General features: G+C 34.8%; 13 protein-coding genes and 1 pseudogene. 7 read left to right on the forward strand and 7 right to left on the reverse strand.

The genetic code is table 11. From position 1 onward, the window contains the following. Positions 1-214: 214 nt before the first annotated feature. The gene (locus tag BG05_RS28770) at positions 215-3,904 is read left to right on the forward strand and encodes a Cna B-type domain-containing protein (RefSeq protein ID WP_234706359.1); all 3,690 of its coding nucleotides are present in this window, start codon (positions 215-217) and stop codon (positions 3,902-3,904) included. A gap of 189 nt (positions 3,905-4,093) precedes the next feature. Here BG05_RS28770 and BG05_RS29185 read toward each other — a convergent pair. From BG05_RS29185 to map, 3 genes and pseudogenes are all read right to left on the reverse strand, one after another. Next, positions 4,094-4,269, reverse strand: a pseudogene (locus BG05_RS29185) (type I methionyl aminopeptidase); the annotation flags it as partial. Positions 4,270-4,603: 334 nt separating this feature from the next. Further along, entirely contained in the window at positions 4,604-6,001 is a 1,398-nt protein-coding gene (locus tag BG05_RS05070; protein ID WP_002184510.1) for a M28 family metallopeptidase, read from the reverse strand. Between the two features lie 543 nt (positions 6,002-6,544). Then, entirely contained in the window at positions 6,545-7,339 is a 795-nt protein-coding gene (gene map, locus BG05_RS05075; protein WP_002184512.1) for a type I methionyl aminopeptidase, read from the reverse strand. Between the two features lie 157 nt (positions 7,340-7,496). Between map and BG05_RS05080 the strand changes: the two genes are divergently transcribed. Genes BG05_RS05080 through BG05_RS05095 form a run of 4 tightly spaced genes read left to right on the forward strand, consistent with a single transcriptional unit; the run spans position 7,497 to position 10,860 of the window. Next, positions 7,497-8,399 (forward strand): ABC transporter ATP-binding protein, encoded by a 903-nt coding sequence (locus BG05_RS05080; RefSeq protein WP_002184513.1) that lies wholly within the window; start codon positions 7,497-7,499, stop codon positions 8,397-8,399. Further along, positions 8,396-9,130: an ABC transporter permease gene (locus BG05_RS05085; protein WP_002184514.1), complete on the forward strand. Its 735-nt coding sequence runs from the start codon at positions 8,396-8,398 to the stop codon at positions 9,128-9,130. Before BG05_RS05080 ends, BG05_RS05085 begins: the two co-directional genes overlap by 4 nt. Continuing rightward, positions 9,131-10,261 (forward strand): sensor histidine kinase, encoded by a 1,131-nt coding sequence (locus BG05_RS05090; protein ID WP_002184515.1) that lies wholly within the window; start codon positions 9,131-9,133, stop codon positions 10,259-10,261. Then, a complete protein-coding gene (locus BG05_RS05095; protein ID WP_002089785.1) occupies positions 10,258-10,860 on the forward strand; it encodes a response regulator transcription factor in 603 nt (200 codons plus the stop codon). The genes BG05_RS05090 and BG05_RS05095 overlap by 4 nt, the downstream gene beginning before the upstream one ends. A 12-nt stretch (positions 10,861-10,872) precedes the next feature. Here BG05_RS05095 and BG05_RS05100 read toward each other — a convergent pair whose 3' ends face one another. Then, positions 10,873-11,196, reverse strand: coding sequence for a hypothetical protein (locus BG05_RS05100; protein WP_016127619.1), 324 nt, complete (start codon positions 11,194-11,196; stop codon positions 10,873-10,875). A 410-nt stretch (positions 11,197-11,606) separates the two neighbouring features. On the opposite strand from BG05_RS05100, the gene BG05_RS05105 reads away from it, so the two are divergent. Together BG05_RS05105 and BG05_RS05110 are read left to right on the forward strand one after the other, a co-directional pair. Then, positions 11,607-12,464 carry a helix-turn-helix domain-containing protein gene (locus BG05_RS05105; protein ID WP_002016331.1) on the forward strand — a complete coding sequence of 286 codons (858 nt, stop codon included), beginning with the start codon at positions 11,607-11,609 and terminating at the stop codon, positions 12,462-12,464. Positions 12,465-12,553: 89 nt separating this feature from the next. Further along, complete coding sequence (locus tag BG05_RS05110) at positions 12,554-12,700, forward strand: quorum-sensing peptide PapR (RefSeq protein WP_002016329.1); 147 nt, start codon at positions 12,554-12,556, stop codon at positions 12,698-12,700. Between the two features lie 16 nt (positions 12,701-12,716). Here the strand turns inward: BG05_RS05110 and BG05_RS05115 are convergent, their stop codons facing one another. From BG05_RS05115 to cls, 3 genes are all read right to left on the reverse strand, one after another. Further along, positions 12,717-15,395 carry a DUF4084 domain-containing protein gene (locus tag BG05_RS05115; protein WP_033734328.1) on the reverse strand — a complete coding sequence of 893 codons (2,679 nt, stop codon included), beginning with the start codon at positions 15,393-15,395 and terminating at the stop codon, positions 12,717-12,719. 129 nt (positions 15,396-15,524) lie between these two features. Continuing rightward, positions 15,525-16,478 carry a UV DNA damage repair endonuclease UvsE gene (gene uvsE / locus BG05_RS05120; protein WP_002184518.1) on the reverse strand — a complete coding sequence of 318 codons (954 nt, stop codon included), beginning with the start codon at positions 16,476-16,478 and terminating at the stop codon, positions 15,525-15,527. 33 nt (positions 16,479-16,511) lie between these two features. Next, positions 16,512-17,705 (reverse strand): cardiolipin synthase, encoded by a 1,194-nt coding sequence (gene cls / locus BG05_RS05125; RefSeq protein WP_003192472.1) that lies wholly within the window; start codon positions 17,703-17,705, stop codon positions 16,512-16,514. Positions 17,706-17,797: the final 92 nt, after the last annotated feature.

A 17,797-nucleotide genomic window follows, 5' to 3' on the forward strand; every position in this document is an offset into this window, starting at 1 on the left:
CAAGTTTCTAAGTAATAGAAGGATTGAAAAAGAGAAAAAGATGATAATAGCTGTCAAACATATTTTAGTAAATTGGCTTAATGACATTGAATTGTAGAACCTTTGTTATAGTATGCTTGTACCAGGATCTATCTATTTTTAATTTTATAGGAGGATAACATAAAATATGTATTTAAAAAGAGTTACTTCGATTTTTTCGATTATAATGATTTTCATGTTTACTATAGGTCAGAGTTTGCTACCTATAGTAGCAAATGCACAAGAACTAAACACAGCAGGACTTGTGGATAGTTTTCAGATTGGTAAAACAAATCTAAGTACCACAGAACGGACTAAAGTCACTGTAAACTTCAGTGAAAAAGATGGACTTGGTCTGAAGCCTGGAGACACACTAACATTAACACTGCCTCCAGAATTAAAAGGATTAGATAGGGAGTTTCCATTAGATGACTATGGTACTTGTAAAGTCACTGCAGGTACTGTGGTATGTACATTTAATGATAAAGTGGATACATATGAAAATATTCAAGGGTATTTAAACTTTTTCGTGGAAGCTACTAATGTAGGAACGGATCAAAAGAAAGAGATTGAAACTAATTTCGGTACAACTGTAGATAAGCAGTCTGTAACAATTACCGGTCCAAGTAGTGGTGGTGGCACAGATCCTGGAAAGCCACCGTTTTTTTATAAAACTGGTGATATGAACTCAGGTAAGGACAATGAAGTACGTTGGTTCTTGAATATAAATTTAAATAAAGAAGAGTTAAGTCGTGATATTGTTGTGACTGATAATTTACAGGAAGGTCAAACACTTAATAAGGATAGTTTCTATATAAGTGTAGATAATTACCTAGGTAATCGATATTTAACGCTACAAGAGTTTGAAAAGCAAGGTTACGGAACGATTACCTTTACTGGTGACAGATCATTTAAAGTTGTGCTTAATAAGGATAAAGCACGTCTTGCCGCCTTTTCGATTGGTTATAGCTCTACTATAACGGAAGCAGGGAAGAAGCAAGAGTTTTTTAAGAATGATTATACGATTGATTACCAAGTTTGGAACAAAGAGCCAGTTAATGAATCGGGCAGTTACCCAGTCGAAAATATGGAAGCTAGCGGTGGTGCTACTGGTAACAAGGTTCCAAAAGGAAAGCTGAAAATTGTTAAGCATATTGAAGGAAATAAAGAAAAAGTAATTCCGAATGTTTCGTTTAAGTTGTATAAAGAGTCTGGTGAACAAGTTGGGGGCGAATATAAAACAAATGAAAAAGGGATAGTTGAAACTCCTCAATTATCACCAGGTAAATATTATGTACAAGAGGCTTCAGCTCCAGACTATATTGATTTCGATCCTCAGAAAAAAGTAGAGTTTGAAATAAAATCAGATGATGAAAATGGAGTCGAACTGGATATTCCAAATAAAGTGAAAGCTACATCTGTTTCAGGAACGAAGATGTGGAATGACAACAACAATAAGTTTGGTAAACGCCCAGAAAGCATCACAGTTCAATTGCTTCAAAATGGAACAGAATTTAAAACACAAGAAGTGAAAGCTGATAAAGAAGGCAACTGGAACTTTAGTTTCACGGATCTACCAAAGTACGATGAGCAAGGAAGCGAGTACACGTACACAGTAAGTGAAGTAAAAGTAAACGGATATGAAACAAAAGTAGACGGAACAACGATTACGAACACTTACAAAAATACGGACAAAACAGAAGTTAGTGGTAAGAAAGTCTGGGAAGACTACAACAACAAGTTCAATACACGCCCAGAAAGCATCACGGTTCAATTGCTTCAAAATGGTAAAGAGTTTAACAAGCAAGAAGTAAAAGCTGATAAAGAAGGCAACTGGAATTTCAGCTTTAAAGATCTACCAAAGTACGATGGACAAGGAAATGCGTACACGTACACAGTAAGTGAAGTAAAAGTAAACGGATATGAAACAAAAGTAGACGGAACAACGATTACGAACACTTACAAAAATACGGACAAAACAGAAGTTAGTGGTAAGAAAGTCTGGGAAGACTACAACAATAAGTTTGGTAAACGCCCAGAAAGCATCACGGTTCAATTGCTTCAAAATGGTAAAGAGTTTAACAAGCAAGAAGTGAAAGCTGATAAAGAAGGCAACTGGAATTTCAGCTTTAAAGATCTACCAAAGTACGATGGACAAGGAAATGCGTACACGTACACGGTAAGTGAAGTAAAAGTAAACGGATATGAAACAAAAGTAGACGGAACAACGATTACGAACACTTACAAAAATACGGACAAAACAGAAGTTAGTGGTAAGAAAGTCTGGGAAGACTACAATAACAAGTTCAACACACGCCCAGAAAGTATTACGGTTCAATTGCTTCAAAATGGAACAGAGTTCCAAACACAAGAAGTGAAAGCTGATAAAGAAGGCAACTGGAATTTTAACTTCAAAGACCTACCAAAGTATGATGGACAAGGAAATGCGTACACGTACACAGTAAGTGAAGTAAAAGTAAACGGATATGAAACAAAAGTAGACGAAACAACGATTACGAACACTTATAAAAATACGGACAAAACAGAACTAAGTGGTAAGAAAGTCTGGGAAGACTACAACAACAAGTTCAACACACGCCCAGAAAGTATTACGGTTCAATTGCTTCAAAACGGTAAAGAGTTTAACAAGCAAGAAGTGAAAGTTGATAAAGAAGGCAACTGGAATTTTAGCTTCAAAGACCTACCAAAGTATGATGGACAAGGAAATGCATACACGTACACAGTAAGTGAAGTGAAAGTAAACGGATATGAAACAAAAGTAGACGGAACAACGATTACGAACACTTACAAAAATACGGAAACGACTGAAGTTAGTGGTAAGAAAGTCTGGGAAGACTACAACAATAAGTTCAACACACGCCCAGAAAGTATTACGGTTCAATTGCTTCAAAATGGAACAGAGTTCCAAACACAAGAAGTGAAAGCTGATAAAGAAGGCAACTGGAATTTCAGCTTCAAAGATCTACCAAAGTACGATGGACAAGGAAATGAGTTCAAGTACACAGTAAGTGAAGTAAAAGTGAAAGACTATGAAACAAAAGTGGACGGAACAACAATTACGAACACTTACAAAAATACAGAAACAACTGAAGTTAGTGGTAAGAAAGTCTGGGAAGACTACAACAACAAGTTCAACACACGCCCAGAAAGTATTACGGTTCAATTGCTTCAAAATGGTAAAGAGTTTAACAAGCAAGAAGTGAAAGCTGATAAAGAAGGCAACTGGAATTTCAGCTTCAAAGATCTACCAAAGTACGATGAAAAAGGAAACGAGTTCAAGTACACAGTAAGTGAAGTAAAAGTAAATGGATATGAAACAAAAGTAGACGGAACAACAATTACGAACACTTACAAAAATACAGAAACAACAGAAATCAGTGGTAAGAAAGTTTGGGATGATAATAACGCAATAGATCGTCCAGTATCCATCAAAGTAGACTTATTACAAAATGGAAAAGTGATTGACACGAAAGAAGTAAGCGTGGCAACAAACTGGAAGTACACGTTTGAAAAACTACAAGTATATGATGCAAACGGAGTAGCGTACAAGTATGAAGTGAAAGAACAACCAGTAGCGGGATACAAATCCGAAGTAAATGGTTATGACATCACGAATACAAAAATCAAGGACGAACCAGGTGTAGATCCAAAAGATCCAAGCACAGATCCAAAAGATCCGAGCACAGATCCAAACACAAATACAGACAAAAATAGCGATTCAAAAGTTCCACCTACTACAGAAAATGATAAGCCAACATTACTTCCTAACACAGGAGGAACATCAGCAGAAACGATTTCAATTCTTGGCGGTATGGTATTGTTCCTTTTAGGTGGAATTCTATTTGCTCGTCAGCTAATAAAATAATAAAAGAGCTTTAGATTATTGATTAAACCGTAATCTGAGTAGCAGACAAGTTGAAAAATTACTATTGATATTACGCCCTTTAGGTAAGTATTCAAAAAACTTCACGATAAAGTGAAGAGAAGAATGCAACCTGAAGGTTTTTTTTATAGAAAAAGAGAACAGTTTCAAGTTGGACTCAATCGGCAGCCCAATAATATGGTCAGCTTTCATAGAGATAAGCGGCTCTAAGGCGATAACAAAACCGGTTTTAAGAAGTCTATTATCCATTGGACCATAAGCTTAGAATGCGGTGTGGTATCTCATGTAATTTAAGATCAATGACCATGTTCCATTAAGTTTTGGATGACTGTATGGCCATTTTTATGGCGAATTTAGAAATAGTATTCTGTAAAGCTTTGTTCTTGAGTAGCTGCAGCAGCGTTTGTTTCAGGAATAAAGGCATTAGTTCCTGAAATTCAAGTTAAAGTTAACGCACCTGCAAGAATAATTTTTTCATAATGGAAAAGCCTCTTTATTAGACGTAATCACTATTATTACAATTTTTATTCTACATGGTAATACCATGTAATAAATATGCTATTATGCATATTTTGCAATTTTTTATTCTATATGATAATGCCATGTAATAAACATGTTTTTATACATATTTATTTTTCCTTAATAAAAAGCCACCGATTAATCGGTAGCTTGGAAATAGTATTAAGCAGCTTTTTGTCCTGCTTTCACGTTAGATTGAAGGATATCATAGACACCGGTTCCAATGACCTCTAATGCCATTTTCATACGTTCAGGTGAAATGTTTTCGAATACATTATCTTGAGGTGTATGGTATACCTTTTCGATATGATAGATTAATGGATTCCAGCTATCGACACCCATCCAAATAAATAGAGCGGAGGGAATACCCACTTCAGCAAATGGCACGTGATCACTAGAACCGAATTTTCCTTGAAGAACGAGATCATTATTTAATTGTTTACCTGCTTGTAAAGCGGCATCCGTTACAAGGTTTGTAGAACCATCAGGAGTCATAGCGTATAAATTCTTTGCTTTATCATAATTTGTTGCCACCATATCAGCATTAAAGACACCTAAAATACGGTCACGTTCTTTTTGAGATAGACTATTCACATAATAACCCGAACCGAGTAAACCCATTTCCTCGGAACCGAAAGCAATAAAGCGAATTTCTTTATCAGTTTCTACATTTTGAAAAGCACGAGCTAATTCTAATACTAATCCAGTCCCAGAAGCATTATCATTGGCACCAGGTGCGCCACCGACGCTATCATAGTGCGAACTTACAACGACTGCTTTTTCATTACCTGTACTATTTTTTGGTTTCTTTTTTGCAATGACATTTAGTGATGTTAAATTAGATTCGTGTCTAGCTTTTAAAGAAAGGATTGTTGTTCCTTTTTTCGCAATTTCTTCTTTAAATGCATTCCCTTGAGCGTAAGCAAGGCCAAATACAGGTACGGATTGTTTTTTCGTTAAGCGAGGATTGAAAGTTTGTCCATAGTTTCCGCGTCCTCCAATTAAACTGTATAAAAGAACCCCTTTTGCCCCTTTACTAACAGCATTTTCAACTTGCTTATTATAATCCGCTACTGTTGCACCTCGTTCGAATAAAACAATTTTTCCGCTAACCTCATTCGGAATTTCATCTAATTTTGTTCCATTTTTAACGAAGATAAGTGGTGCTGTGATAGCTGCTGTAGAAATTAGTGCATTGGGAGCAGCGCCAGCTTGCCAATTACGTTTTGTGGATAATGGTGATTCGATAAATCCAACGTATTGATCCGGTACTTGAAAGGGCTGATATTCTACTTCATATCCCATTGATTTAAGCTGCATACCAACGTAGCGAGAAGCCCATTCTTCTGATTTTGTACCACCAGGGCGGGGACCGATTGTCTCGGATAAGAAACGGATATGTTCGATGGCGCGGCTTGCATCAACTTGTTTTGTAATAGATGGGGCCTGTGTAATTTCTGATGTAGAATCAGCTTTTGCTTGAACAATTGGAGCTAAGCTAAAGGCGAGTGATACAGTAAGCAAGGAGCTTACTATTTTTTGTTTCAGTGATTTTCTCATTTTTTCCTCTCCCATTCTTCTATTCTCTCTGACTGACAAAAGAAGACGAACGACTTTATTTTACTCTTGGATTTCTGAAATTTCAATCTATTAACATTGAGAAATAAAGTAAAACGTTAATGAGTGGGATAAGAAACGCTATATGTATATTTGCATATTTTTAGTGAGTATATGTATGCTATCATTCTAAATGAAGGTTTGCTTTCTGTTCTGAAGGCTCCTACATTGTATGAATCTAGTGTACCCAAACTTTAGATTATGTAGGGAAAAGGAATCCGTTATAGGGTTTCTTTTCTCATGTTTGAATCATGTGATGGTAACTATGTTTCCGCATTTCATAATTATCATCAGTGATATATGTAAGGCATCCATATGAAAATACGAGGCTGTTCAAGAGTTTTCCGTACTTTTGGACAGCCTCACCCCGTTAAGAAGGTGATGCTTTGATGCACCACCTTTTTATTTATATAAGCTTTTACATGCATAAAAATAATAAAAAACAGCCGTTTCAGTAACAGGAATCTACAAAACGGCTGCTTTTTATTATATTTCGGTTAAGATAATCGGTTCGCCACGTGTTACAACGATTGTATGCTCACATTGTGCAACAAGACTTTTATCAGGTGTAACGAATGTCCAACCATCATCCCCGCGCTCAATAATATGATCTGCTTTCATAGATATGAATGGCTCTACAGCGATAACAAGACCATCTTTTAGAAGTGCATTATCCATTGGATCATAGTAGCTTAAGATATGATTTGGAGCCTCGTGTAAGCTAAGCCCAATGCCGTGACCAGTTAAGTTTTGAATAACGTTGTATCCATTTTTATGTGCAAAGTTAGAAACAGCACGACCAATTTGGTTTTGTTTTGATCCAGCTTTTATTTTTTTCATTGCTTCCCAAAACGCATCTACCGCAGCTTGGCATAGCTTTTCTTTTTTTTCGTCTTCACCAAGAACAAATGAAATACCTGTATCTGCATAATAACCGTCAAGTGCTGCTGATACGTCTACGTTTACTAAGTCGCCTTCTTTTAATACACGATCTCCTGGAATACCGTGAGCAACTTCTTCGTTTATACTAATGCAAGTTACACCTGGGAATTTATATTCTTTTTCAGGTGCTGATATAGCACCGTGCTCATCTAATACTTTTTTACCAATTAAATCAAGCTCTTTCGTTGTCATACCTGGCTTCGCTTGTTGTTTCATTTCTTCGCGTGCAAGTGCAACGATGCGGCCGATTTTTCGTAAACCTTCTAAATCTTGTTCATTACGAATAATCATGAAAACCACTGTCCTTCCTCGAATATATATCTTATCCGATTGTATCATGTTTATTTTGCTCCTGCTACTCGCTTGCAGTATGCGGGTTGATTCCTCTCACAAAGAATACATGACAATTGTCATATGGATGTCATGACGCATCATACTATTTCCTAACTTTTCCAACACATACAATGTAAATATAAGAAACGGCGGGGGTGGAGAGATGGAAAAGATTATTGAAGTAAATGGTGTTTCTAAAACATTTAAACATAAAAAAGCAGTAAATAACGTTTCATTTCATGTAAATAAAGGGCAAATAGTAGCATTACTCGGTCCAAATGGTGCGGGGAAAACAACGACAATTTCAATGATGCTCGGATTAAAAGATCCGACAGAGGGGAATGTCTCTATATTTGGAAAGAGTCCGAAGCATAGAGATGTTCGTAATAGCCTTGGTGCGATGCTACAAGAAGTAAGTGTGATTGATAGTATCACGGTAGAAGAGGCAATTGAGTTATTCCGTAGTTATTATACGAATCCTGTAGAGAAAGAAATATTACTGCAGTTGTCAAACTTAGAACCAGAAAGAAAGCAAAGATGTGAGAAATTATCGGGCGGTCAAAAAAGAAGGTTAAATTTTGCGCTGGCACTTGCAGGGAATCCAGAGTTGTTATTTTTAGATGAACCAACTGTAGGGATGGACATAACATCTCGAAAAACGTTTTGGGAAACGATTAGAAAATTAGCAAGTGAAGGGAAAACGATTATTTTAACAACACATTATTTAGAAGAAGCGGATGCGCTAGCAGATCGAATTTTATTATTTGCGAACGGAAAGATTATCGCAGATGGCACACCAGATGAGATGAAAGCGACTATTTCTCGAAAAACAATCTCGTTTTATTCGAAAGAGAAAATTCCTAAGAGTTTACTAAAGGACTTACCGCATGTAACAGAAGTACAGTCAAATGAAGGGCGCTTCACTTTAACGACGGAAGATACAGATGCCACTTTACAAGCAATTTATCAGAGGAATCTACCTGTAACAGACGTTTCAGTTGAACGTGGAAGCCTCGATGAAGCATTTGAACAGTTTGTTGCAAATCAGAAGGAGGGAATCGCATGAGAGCATTATGGATGCAATGTAAAATAGAGGTTTTACGTACGTTCCGCAATAAATTATTCATCTTTTTCTCATTATTAATGCCAGTTATGTTTTATTACATCTTTACAAATGTTGTTCAAGTCCCGCAAAACGGAGATGCATGGAAAGCACATTATTTAATTTCAATGGCGACTTTCAGTATTGTAGGGACTGCCCTTTTTAGTTTCGGTGTGAGACTTTCTCAGGAAAAAGGGCAAGGATGGACACATTTGTTAAAAATTACACCGCTTCCAGAGGGAGCATATTTAGCAGCTAAAATTATTGCTCAAACAGTAGTGAATGCTTTTTCAATCTTAGTTATTTTTATGGCAGGAATATTAATTAATAATGTTGAGTTAACGATAGGCCAATGGATTGGTGCAGGATTATGGCTATTACTAGGCGTGACACCATTTTTAGCCCTTGGAACAGTAATAGGTTCAATTAAGAAGGCGGATGCAGCAGCTGGTTTAGCCAATATTTTAAATATGAGTCTGGCTGTAATCGGTGGATTATGGATGCCAATTGAAGTGTTCCCGAAAATATTAAGATCTATTGGTGAATGGACACCAACATACCACTTTGGAAGCGGTGCATGGGACATTGTAGCTGGGAAATCAGTTGGTTGGGAAAATATCGCGGTACTAGGAGGTTATTTCCTTATATTTGTTGTAGTATCAATATATATAAGAAAAAGACAGGAAGCGGTATAAATGATAGAGAAGAAGAGGTTTGAAGTTTTTCCGAAACAGATGGGTTTCTTCCCGTATATGTGGTTAGTGTATCTGTTATTTCCGATTTACCATCTAACGCAGGTATCAGGGTGGAAACTTGGGATAGGGAGCGGTATGTTGGTGCTTTTTATTATCACATACCGTCAACTTTATTTTGTTAATAAGACGTTCATTTTATGGGCATGTATTCAAATGGTACTCATCTTTTTATTTGCCTTATTTTATAATGCTTTTATGATATTTTTTGGTTTTTTCACGGCAAGTGCGATGGGCTTTGCGCCAAGTAAGAAAGTATTTCGAGTGTTGTTAGGACTGTTGATTACAATGCTTGGGGCCTTTATATTCGTATATTTTAAGCATTTAACAACTACAAATTTAGTGAATATAGTTCCAATGTTTATTTTAATGCTTCTTACGCCATTTGGAATGCGTAATTTTAATCAAAAAAAGATGTTAAAAAATCAACTAAACGAAGCAAACGAACAAATTAAAGACTTAGTAAAACGTGAAGAACGTCAGCGAATCGCAAGAGATCTTCATGATACGTTAGGGCATACGTTATCTCTTATTACTTTAAAGAGTCAGCTTGTGGAGAAATTGATTGTGAAGAATCCAGAACGCGCAAGTATAGAGGCGAAGGAGATTACACAAACATCTCGTACTGCTTTAAAACAACTGCGCGAGTTAATTTCTGATATGCGTATGATTACAGTGGAAGAAGAACTTGAGCAAATAAAAGCAATTTTACAAGCGGCTAATATTGAATTAGAAGTAAAACAAGAAGCTAATTCTAGTTCGTTATCACCAATTGAACAAAATATTTTAGGAATGTGTTTGCGTGAGGCAGTTACGAATATTGTAAAGCATAGTAAGGCGACGGAGTGCATTGTATCTGTATTAGAATCGCAAGGTGAACTGATTTTGAAAGTAGAGGATAATGGCGTAGGTTTGGAAAATCAAAATCATGATGGAAACGGTATTCGCGGTATGAAGGAGCGGATCGCCCTTATTGATGGGTTTGTTGAACTAAAAACGATAAATCCAGGGACACTATTAATAGTAAAAGTACCAGTTGTTATTAGAACAGGAAAAGATGAGGTGAGGGCATGATTCGAATTATTATTGCAGAAGATCAGCGAATGCTTCGTGGTGCGTTAGGAGCCCTGCTTGATCTAGAGGATGATATTGAAGTAGTTGGTCAGGCTGCGAATGGGGAAGAGGCGTTAAAATTAATCGAATCGCTAAGGCCTGATATAAGTATTATGGATATTGAAATGCCGATTCAAAGTGGTTTAGATGTTGCTGAAGCGCTGAAGAAGGAAAAGTCACCTTGTAAAGTAATGATTTTAACAACATTTGCACGACCAGGTTATTTTGAACGGGCAATGAAAACTGGTGTTCACGGGTATTTATTAAAGGATAGCCCAAGCGAGGACTTAGCTTCAGCAATTCGAAATGTCATGAAAGGGAAGCGAGAAATTTCGCAGGAGCTAATGTTTGGCTTATGGCAGGAACAAAATCCGCTATCAGATCGTGAAAAAGAAGTGCTGGTACTTGCGAAAGAAGGAAAGACTACAAATGAAATTGCTAAGATGCTTTATCTTTCGCCTGGTACAGTACGTAATTATATTTCTGAAGTATTAGCGAAACTGGAAGCAAAAAATAGAATTGAGGCAATTACAATTGCGGAAGAAAAGGGATGGATATAAAAAGAAGTTTACCTATGAGTGGTAAACTTCTTTTTTCTTATAAACAACGGTTTCACTAGAGAATTCCGTCTCAGCTGAGTCGCTTGGAATTTGAAGTGTAGTACGTAATGTAGATTTTGCTTCATTTTTCGACAAAAAATTTGTTATAGTAAGATTAGGTTGTTGGTCTAAATTTTGGACAACTTTACCACTAACAGTTGTAATTACTCCATTTTTATCTACTTTTACAATGAGATCTTGACCATATACTTTATAGTTTTTGTAAGTTTGTGCAAGGCGAACTTCGGTTTTATTTACTTTTGTATCTTTATTTGTAGGCTGGGAATCTACATTCATTTCAGTTGTCACTCACTCTTGTTGAGCTTTAGCCTCGTTTATCTCATCTTTTAAATACTTTTTCGCCATATTTTTTTCGTATTATTTTGAGGTTGTGTTAATTTTTTTATCGTTAAACTAGGCTGAGCAATTTCAACTTTTACTTCATTTCTATCTAGTTCTTGGGTGTGAATAGCTTCTGCTGATAAAGGATAAAGAAGACCGAATGTAACGAAAGCACGGGCAAATTTTCTATAATTTATCTATAAAATTACTAGTCTATTATATTATGTGAGATGGATTGTATGAAAAATTTGCCAAATTTTATATATATTATGCATTATTTCATATCAAAAATTGTCGAATTCACATTATTGTAGTGGTATGACAACTTAAAAAATTAGATTGTTATAATGGGATGGTGAGTAAGTATGCACGCAGAAAAATTAGGAAGCGAAATAAAGAAAATTAGGGTGATGAGAGGATTAACACAAAAACGGTTATCCGATAATATATGTCACCAATCGGAAGTGAGCCGAATTGAATCGGGCGCGGTATACCCAAGTATGGATATATTGCAAGGTATTGCGGCGAAATTACAAGTTCCCATTATTCATTTTTATGAGGTACTCATTTATTCTGATATTGAGAGGAATAAGCAGTTAAAAGATCAAATTATTATGCTTTGTAAGCAAAAGAAATATAAAGAAATTTATAATAGGGTATGGAATGAGTTGAAGAAGGAAGAATATCATCCCGAGCTTGAGCAATTTCTTCAATGGCAATATCATGTAGCTGCTTACATATTGAAAAAAATCGATTACGATTATTGTATTTTAGAATTAAAGAAATTGCTCAATCAACAATTGGTAGGAATAGATGTATATCAGAATCTTTATATTGAAAACGCAATTGCAAACATTTATGCTGAAAATGGCTATTTTAAGAAGAGTATTGAGTTATTTGAAAATATATTAAAACAATTAGAGGCATTGCATGATAATAAAGAGTTTGATGTGAAGGTGAGACATAATCATGCAAAAGCATTATACTTAGATAATCAATATGAAGAAGCGCTTTGTCACGTAAACAAAGCCATTGAACTATCGTGTCAAATTAATAGTATGACATTGATTGGACAGTTATACTATCAAAAAGGTGAATGCCTAGAAAAGCTAGAGTGTGATAGAGCAGAAATTGAAGATGCTTATGAAAAAGCGTGCTTCTTTTTCGATATATTAGGAATCCATGCATTAAAAGAATCACTTATAAAAAAAATGAAGAAATAAAAAAGACCTAAAAAACAAATATGCATAATTGCATACGATATGGATAAATTTTCATGATATATTTAAAGAAAAAATGTGGGTGATGGAATATGAAAAAACTACTTATTGGTAGTCTATTAACGTTAGCGATGGCATGGGGTATTTCACTAGGAGATACAGCTTTAGAGAAAAGTCAAGTGATTTCCTATAATGATCAAGAGATACAATTAGCTTCAGATGTACCTTTTGAGTACTAAAAAACAACCGTCTTACTTAGACGGTTGTTTTTTTGTGGAGTAACATCCAAACATCTTTACTAGAAACAGGTTTGCTAAAGAGGAATCCTTGAATATGGTCACAGTTTTGTTCATGTAAAAACTTCCATTGTTCTTCTGTTTCTACACCTTCCGCAATAACCTCTAAATTTAATTCTTTCGATAGCTTAATAATGGAAGCGATAATCGCTTCTTCTAAAGGGCTATTTGTAATTCCACAAATAAATTCTCGAGCAATTTTTAATGTATTGATTGGATATTTCGTTAAATAAGCTAAAGAACTATAACCAGTTCCAAAGTCATCAATTGAAATTTGGATACCGAGATTTTGAAGTTCTTCTAGTTTAGCAATTACAGAATGATTTTGATTAATTGCGATACTTTCTGTAATCTCAATATCTAGCGCTTCCGGCTTTAGTTCTGTTTCTTCCAAGACCTTTGAAATAGTTGATATTAAATATGCGTGATTAAATTGAACAACAGATAAGTTTACACCAACCTTTAAGTGAGAAAATCCTTGGTTATGCCACTTTTTTGCTTCTAAGCAGGCGGTACGTAAAATCCAATTGCCAAGTTCAATAATAAATCCTGTTTCCTCTGCTAGAGGAATGAATTGGGCAGGCGATACAATTCCGAGTTTTGGATGTTTCCAGCGAACTAATGCCTCAAAACCGATAATTTGTTTTGTTTTTGTATTTACTTGCGGTTGATATTCAAGGGAAAATTCATTTTGTTGCAGAGCTTTTGAAAGTTCACCTTCTAGGAAGTGTATTTCATTTTGTGCAATACTCATTTCTTTTGAGAAGAAAATGAATCTATTTTTCCCATTAGCTTTTGCTCGATACATAGCCATATCTGCATTTTTCATTAATTCGGTTACATCGGTTCCATAGTCAGGGTACATTGCAATTCCGATACTCGGTGTAACAGAAAGTTCTTCATCTTTAATAAAGTAAGGCTTATTTAAGATAGTTAAAATTTGTTCAGCTATAAAAGAAGCACTTTTTTCAGAGTACATATCTGGTAATAGAATCGTAAATTCATCTCCGCCTTGGCGGGCAACGATATCTTTTGAACGTAAACATCCACGTAATCTTTTTGCTACTTCAATTAATAATAAATCCCCGACATCATGGCCGAGTCGATCGTTAATTTTTTTAAATCGATCTAGGTCGAGGAACATAACCGCAACGTCATTAGTGTTGTTTTGAGCTAGATTTAAAATCGTTTTTAAATCTTTTTCGAATTTCCGTCGATTCGGTAGTCCTGTAAGTGCATCATGGAAAGCCATATGCTCTACTTGCTTTTGTTTTTCATATAAAGTTGTAATATCACGTGCGATACCAAACATCCCAACAACTTCTTTATTTATAAAAATAGGGATGAATGTAATGTGAAGGTGATAATAATAGCCTTCTTTTTCTTTTGTACGAATTTCTAGAGTTTGTGGTCTACCTTCTTTTGTAATTTGTAAAGATTTCTTCAATAATTCATGATCTTGTGGATCAATGAAGTGTTGAAGAGAATAGCTTGTTACTTCACAATAATAGGCTGTAAATAAACTTTCACAAGCCTTATTAGATTGTTGAAAAATCCCGTTCATATTTAAAGAAAAAACAGCATCAGGATGATCTTCGAATAAAGATTTATAACGTTGTTCACTTTTTGATAGGGCAGATACGCCTTCTTCAACTTCATCTTCTAGTTGTGTAGTCAACTGTTCATACGTATCGATTAACACTTGATTATCTTTCCACATGTAAAGTTGTCGTAGGAATAATAATACTAGTGATAATACTAGACCGATTAGCATGAACTTATCATCCCAAGGTTGAATAACAACAAAGGAAAAAGTAATGATTATACTAAAATAAGGTAATATAAAGCGTACATAATCGAATCGATAATATTTCGTTTTCGTTTCATGTTGCATTGGTTTATCCAAAATGTACAGTATGGACGATAAACCGATTAGTAAAATCGAAGCAGTATGTATTAAATAAGAGACTTCAGAAGAAGTTCCCATTCCCGTGTTTAATTGGAATAGATGTATATATCCGTACACAAGTATGATAGTAAAGCCAATAATTAATGAGATTCTACTAGAAGAATACCGTTCTCTTCTATATAGGCTAATAACGGCGTAAATTACTAATGATTGTGCGATAAAATACCCAATCAAAATCCACGTGTCCTTTGTTAACATACGAAAGCTTGAAATATCTAAAATAAAGGTTAAGGTAAAATAAATATTCATAATAATAATGAATATGCTATCGAATGAAAATTGAGCAAGACCCCTAATGGAGTAATGTTTTATAAACTTTATAGCAAAGCCAGAAAAAAGCAAAATATATTGTATGATAAAAAAAGGTAGTGATTCATATGAGAATATAACTTGATCATAAATAGAAAGTGAATGAAGAAATAAAGTTATTTCCATAATTAGTCCACATATGCAAGTACATAGTAGTAAAACCCAAAATAGTTTATCACCGCGCTTCATTTTTTTAATTGCTTTATATAAGCAATAGCAAGAAAAGAGTGCAGCAAAACAAAATAAGAAGAGAATTCCAATTTCTTTTATATTTAAATCCTTAGGGATAAGGAATATCCAAAGAGAAAATATAATTATATACATCATGACAAATTGTACATATTTTTTTTGATTAATCATATTATGACTCCGTTTCAATAAGGTTGAATCTCAGGGGAAAATGCTAATCTAAATAATAGCATACAAACGGGGATGTTTTTTACTATAAAAATTACTTTTTTTTGAAAAAAAATAGCGCAACGTTACAATTTACCATTGTAACGTTGCGCCATTTTTTCTTTTTATCCCTCTTATAGAAGAGATTTCATCTATTAACTGAAGAAGTGCTAAATCCTTTTGTTTACTTTCAATCATAATATCGAAATCATGATCAATTTTTTTTGTAATGTGTAAAAAAGGTTTAATAAACTCTAAATCAATATAATTTGCGTGAGCTCTAAATTCTTTTTCGGATTTAGGAGAAGAAATATGAACTTTAGGAAGGACATTTGTATGTGACCAAGTTTTAAATATCATAGGAAGTAATTCTTCTAGCGGTTCATTACAAAGGTTCGCTATGTGATGATGATAATCGAACACGAAAGGGATTTTTTCTTTTTGACAAATAGCCAAAGTTTCAGAAGTTGTATACGTTTTATCGTCATTTTCAAGAGTCATTTGTCCTTTTATATGGTAAGGGAGTTTTTGTATGTTTTCATGAAAACGTTCGATTGCCTTCTCCTTATTTCCATACGCACCACCTACATGGATATTAATGTAGGAAGAATCTGCAATTCCCATAGCATTTAACACATTATAATGATAGGTCATATCTGTAATAGCATTAGTTGTAATATGTGGTTTGTCGCTTGTAAATAGTGTGAATTGGTTGGGATGAAAACTTACGCGTAAATTGTGTTCTTGAATTAATGCTCCTATTTTACGCCATAGTGGAGCAAATAGTTGAATGTAATCAAATTCAACTTCAGGATGTGTTGCAAGCGGGACGATAGAAGATGATAAACGATATAATGGAATTTCGTGTGCAATATTGTAATGAAGGATGCGTATTGTATGTTCTAGATTTTGCAGTGTAACATTATATAATTTATCTTCACGCTCTTGTTTTTTTAGCTTTTTCCAGCTTGTAAATGTCATTGTTTTGGCAGGCGAACAGTCCCATAATGCCGTAGCATGTGAGACATATCCAAATCGAATTATCATATGTAATGCACCTCCTTGGCCCTTGAAATTTCTCTATAAAAAGAACGCGAGTATCGTTCCTATCCATTCCTTTCCTCTATCGATAATGGAGAGAGGGCTGACATCTTCAAAGGAAAGTAATGAGGAGCGTTCCAAATCTTCCTCGAATTTACTTTTTACTTCTTGTATGAAATGTTTATCGTATAAAAGGCAATTGATTTCATGGTTAATATATATACTTCTCATATCGAAATTAGCAGTTCCGATATCACAAGTATGATCGTCTACTATAATAATTTTTGCGTGGAAAAATCCTTGCTGAAAAGCGTAAATATTACAACCAGCTTGTATTAACTTTCGGCAATATGGGAATTTTGCTTCTCGAACGAGGGCGTGATCAGCTTTTTGTGGAACGAGAATAGTTATTTGAACCCCACGTTTTCGCGCTTTTAATAATGCATTCATAATTTTTTTTCCAGGAATAAAATATGGTGTACCGATAAAGAGTTCTTTTTTCGCGCTTTCGATTAAATGTAAAAATGTATTTTGTAAATAGGCACCATCAGTAGGGATGAAACGATGTAGAATGGTCCCTGGTTGTTGCATAGGAAAATAAAGAGATGAATCTAATAAATTTTGGTCTGTATCGTCGAGCCAATCATGTAAAAATTGTTTTTGTAAATCTTGTATCCCTTCTCCTGTAAGACGTAAATGATAATCTCGCCATAACCCTAACCTTTGATTATGCCCTAAATATTCTTCGCCAATGTTAAATCCACCAATATAACCAATTTTCCCGTCAATAACTGTAATTTTTCTATGGTTTCTTTGATTTGCAGAAAAGAAAGGAAAAGGAAATTTCACTTTATGACAAAATGAAAAAGAGACACCATGCTTTTGTAGCGAGTAAATCGCTTCTTTTGATAAATAATGACTTCCAAACCGGTCGAGTAAAAGTCTTACTTCAATTCCTTCTTGTGCTTTATCGATAAGTAACTTTAAAAACGTACGACTTATATCATCGTTTTTTACAATAAAAAATAAAACGTGCACATGGTGTTTAGCTTGTTTTATATCAGTAAAGAGAGCATCGTATAGATCATTTCCGTATGTATAAAGGAGAAAATCACTTTGACGTAAAGGGAAAGAACGAGAACGTACACGCTTTAAATGAACAATTCTCCCATATGAAAGGTCGATTGTAATCCAGAGAGCGCTGCCTAATAACAAGAGAGATAAGAAAAACATAAGTAAATTCCCTCCTTCACGGTCTTTTCACCATCAATTTTTTACAAATCAAAATTTCACTGTATCCCGCTATTTGCGGGCAGTAAGACTCC

The sequence above is a fragment of the Bacillus mycoides genome (assembly GCF_000832605.1).
Taxonomy (GTDB): domain Bacteria; phylum Bacillota; class Bacilli; order Bacillales; family Bacillaceae_G; genus Bacillus_A; species Bacillus_A mycoides.

Excerpts from the sequence above, each read along its gene's own strand:
- uvsE (WP_002184518.1), bottom strand. The coding sequence starts at position 16,478 with ATGATAATTCGATTTGGATATGTCTCACATGCTACGGCATTATGGGAC.
- map (WP_002184512.1), bottom strand. The coding sequence starts at position 7,339 with ATGATACAATCGGATAAGATATATATTCGAGGAAGGACAGTGGTTTTC.
- BG05_RS05100 (WP_016127619.1), bottom strand. The coding sequence starts at position 11,196 with ATGAATGTAGATTCCCAGCCTACAAATAAAGATACAAAAGTAAATAAA.
- BG05_RS05110 (WP_002016329.1), top strand. The coding sequence starts at position 12,554 with ATGAAAAAACTACTTATTGGTAGTCTATTAACGTTAGCGATGGCATGG.
- BG05_RS05080 (WP_002184513.1), top strand. The coding sequence starts at position 7,497 with ATGGAAAAGATTATTGAAGTAAATGGTGTTTCTAAAACATTTAAACAT.
- BG05_RS05115 (WP_033734328.1), bottom strand. The coding sequence starts at position 15,395 with ATGATTAATCAAAAAAAATATGTACAATTTGTCATGATGTATATAATT.
- BG05_RS28770 (WP_234706359.1), top strand. The coding sequence starts at position 215 with ATGTTTACTATAGGTCAGAGTTTGCTACCTATAGTAGCAAATGCACAA.
- BG05_RS05085 (WP_002184514.1), top strand. The coding sequence starts at position 8,396 with ATGAGAGCATTATGGATGCAATGTAAAATAGAGGTTTTACGTACGTTC.
- cls (WP_003192472.1), bottom strand. The coding sequence starts at position 17,705 with ATGTTTTTCTTATCTCTCTTGTTATTAGGCAGCGCTCTCTGGATTACA.
- BG05_RS05095 (WP_002089785.1), top strand. The coding sequence starts at position 10,258 with ATGATTCGAATTATTATTGCAGAAGATCAGCGAATGCTTCGTGGTGCG.
- BG05_RS05105 (WP_002016331.1), top strand. The coding sequence starts at position 11,607 with ATGCACGCAGAAAAATTAGGAAGCGAAATAAAGAAAATTAGGGTGATG.
- BG05_RS05070 (WP_002184510.1), bottom strand. The coding sequence starts at position 6,001 with ATGAGAAAATCACTGAAACAAAAAATAGTAAGCTCCTTGCTTACTGTA.
- BG05_RS05090 (WP_002184515.1), top strand. The coding sequence starts at position 9,131 with ATGATAGAGAAGAAGAGGTTTGAAGTTTTTCCGAAACAGATGGGTTTC.